3 protein-coding genes are annotated in these 2969 nt (G+C 62.3%); all 3 read left to right on the forward strand.

Going from position 1 to position 2969, the window contains the following annotated elements; all coding sequences use genetic code 11:
• A partial coding sequence (rpsG, locus tag ABGA94_RS00295; RefSeq protein ID WP_134967452.1) for a 30S ribosomal protein S7 occupies positions 1–472 on the forward strand: 472 nt, incomplete at its 5' end.
• 141 nt (positions 473–613) lie between these two features.
• Complete coding sequence (fusA, locus tag ABGA94_RS00300; protein WP_005415411.1) at positions 614–2755, forward strand: elongation factor G; 2142 nt, start codon at positions 614–616, stop codon at positions 2753–2755.
• Positions 2756–2807: 52 nt separating this feature from the next.
• Positions 2808–2969, forward strand: a 162-nt coding sequence (locus ABGA94_RS00305; protein ID WP_353761873.1) for a GTP-binding protein, incomplete at its 3' end; no start/stop codon positions are given.

Consider the following 2969-nt stretch of genomic DNA (forward strand, 5'->3'; position numbering starts at 1 on the left):
GTCGCGTAAGGGTAATACTCCGCAGCGTTCCGTCCTGCCCGATCCGAAGCACGGAAGCGAAACCATCGCCCGCTTCATCAACATGGTCATGCAGAGCGGCAAGAAGTCCGTCGCCGAAAAGATCGTGTACGGCGCCATGGACGTGATCACCGAGAAGAACAGCAGCGCCAACGCCATTGAACTGGTGCAGAAGGCTCTGGACAACGTCGCTCCGGCGGTCGAAGTCAAGTCGCGCCGCGTCGGTGGTGCCACCTACCAGGTGCCGGTCGAAGTGCGTTCGTCGCGCAAGATGGCCCTGGCCATGCGCTGGCTGATCGACTCCGCGCGCAAGCGTGGTGAGAACACCATGCCGAAGAAGCTGGCTGCTGAACTGATCGACGCCTCGGAAAACCGCGGCGGCGCCATCAAGAAGCGCGAAGAAACCCACCGCATGGCCGAAGCCAACAAGGCATTCGCCCACTACCGCTGGTGAGTTTGACGGCCTTGTAAAACAGGCAGGGCAGCACCACTTCGGTGCGTGCTGCCTCGCGGTCCCAGAAGGACTGCGCCAATCCGAAGGCCGCCGAAAGGCGGCGTTCGGCCATCCGAAATCCAAGAAATCTGAGAGGCTCCCGTGGCCCGTTCCACTCCCATCGAGCGTTACCGTAACTTCGGCATCATGGCTCACATCGATGCCGGCAAGACCACCACGTCCGAGCGCATCCTGTTCTACACCGGCAAGAGCCACAAGATCGGTGAAGTGCACGACGGCGCCGCCACCATGGACTGGATGGAGCAGGAGCAGGAGCGTGGCATCACGATCCAGTCCGCTGCCACCACCGCGTTCTGGAAGGGCATGGACAAGTCCCTGCCGGAGCACCGCTTCAACATCATCGACACCCCCGGGCACGTCGACTTCACCATCGAAGTGGAGCGTTCGCTGCGCGTGCTCGACGGTGCCGTCTTCGTCCTGTGCGCCGTCGGTGGCGTGCAGCCGCAGTCGGAAACCGTGTGGCGCCAGGCCAACAAGTACCACGTGCCGCGCATCGCGTTCGTCAACAAGATGGACCGCACCGGTGCCAACTTCCAGAAGGTCGTCGGCCAGCTGAAGGCCAAGCTGGGTGCGGTTGCCGTGCCGATGCAGCTGCCGATCGGCGCTGAAGACAACTTCAAGGGCGTCGTCGACCTGCTGAAGATGAAGGCCATCCACTGGGATGAAGCTTCGCAGGGCATGAAGTTCGAATACAGCGACATCCCGGCCGAACTGCAGGGCCCGGCTGAAGAGGCTCGCCAGTTCATGGTCGAGACCGCTGCCGAAGCCAGCGAAGAGCTGATGGAAAAGTACCTGGGCGGCGAAGAGCTGGCCGAGGCTGAAATCATCAGCGCCCTGCGTACCCGCACCCTGGCCACCGAGATCGTGCCGATGTACTGCGGCTCGGCCTTCAAGAACAAGGGTGTGCAGGCCATGCTGGACGGCGTGATCCAGCTGCTGCCGTCGCCGGTCGACGTGCCGGACGTGAAGGGCGTGGACGTTGACGACGACACCGTCGAAATGACCCGCAAGTCGGACGACAAGGCTCCGTTCTCGTCGCTGGCCTTCAAGATCATCACCGACCCGTTCGTCGGCGCGCTGACCTTCTTCCGTGTCTACTCGGGCACCCTGAACGGTGGCGACACCGTGCTGAACTCGGTGAAGGGCAAGAAGGAGCGCATCGGCCGCATCCTGCAGATGCACTCGAACAACCGCGAGGAAATCAAGGAAGTTCTGGCCGGTGACATCGCCGCTGCCGTGGGCCTGAAGGACACCACCACCGGTGACACCCTGTGCGCCGTGGACGCCCCGATCATCCTGGAGCGCATGACGTTCCCGGAGCCGGTGATCTCGATGGCCGTCGAGCCGAAGACCAAGTCGGACCAGGAAAAGATGGGCCTGGCCCTGGGCCGTCTGGCACAGGAAGATCCGTCGTTCCGCGTCAAGACCGACGAAGAATCCGGCCAGACCATCATCTCGGGCATGGGCGAGCTGCACCTGGACATCATCGTTGACCGCCTGAAGCGCGAGTTCAACGTTGAAGCCAACGTCGGCGCGCCGCAGGTGGCCTACCGCGAAACCATCACCCTGGCCGACGTCAAGTCGGACTACAAGCACGCCAAGCAGTCCGGTGGTAAGGGTCAGTACGGTCACGTCGTGATCGAGCTGTCGCCGATCACCGCTGCCGACCGTGCCGATCCGAAGATCGCTCCGATGATCAAGGACGACTTCCTGTTCATCAACGACATCACCGGCGGCGTGATCCCGAAGGAATTCATCCCGTCGGTCGAGAAGGGCCTGCGCGAAACTATCACCAGCGGCCCGCTGGCTGGCTTCCCGGTCGTGGACGTCAAGGTGAAGCTGGTGTTCGGTTCGTACCACGACGTCGACTCCTCGGAAATGGCGTTCAAGCTGGCTTCGTCGATGGCCTTCAAGCAGGGCTTCGCCAAGGCCAAGCCGGTGCTGCTGGAGCCGATTATGAAGGTCGAGATCGTGACCCCGGAGGATTACCAGGGTGACGTGATGGGCGACGTCAGCCGTCGTCGCGGCGTGCTGCAGGGTTCCGACACCACCGGTGACGGTTCGGCCAGCATCATCAACGCGATGATCCCGCTGGGTGAAATGTTCGGCTACGCCACTGCACTGCGTTCGCAGACCCAGGGCCGCGCCACCTTCACCATGGAATTCGATCACTACGAGCCGGCTCCGACCAACATCGCCGAAGCCGTCATGAAGAAGGGCTGAGCCTCGCTCAGCCTCTCTTGAAACCACTTACGAACAATCAAGGTATAGAACAATGGCAAAGGGTAAGTTCGAACGCACCAAGCCGCACGTCAACGTCGGCACCATCGGTCACGTCGACCACGGCAAGACCACGCTGACCGCCGCACTGACCAAGATCGGTGCCGAGCGCTTCGGTGGCGAGTTCAAGGACTACTCCTCGATCGACGCCGCGCCG

The organism is Stenotrophomonas sp. 3diitr2024, from assembly GCF_042136455.1.
Taxonomy (GTDB): domain Bacteria; phylum Pseudomonadota; class Gammaproteobacteria; order Xanthomonadales; family Xanthomonadaceae; genus Stenotrophomonas; species Stenotrophomonas sepilia.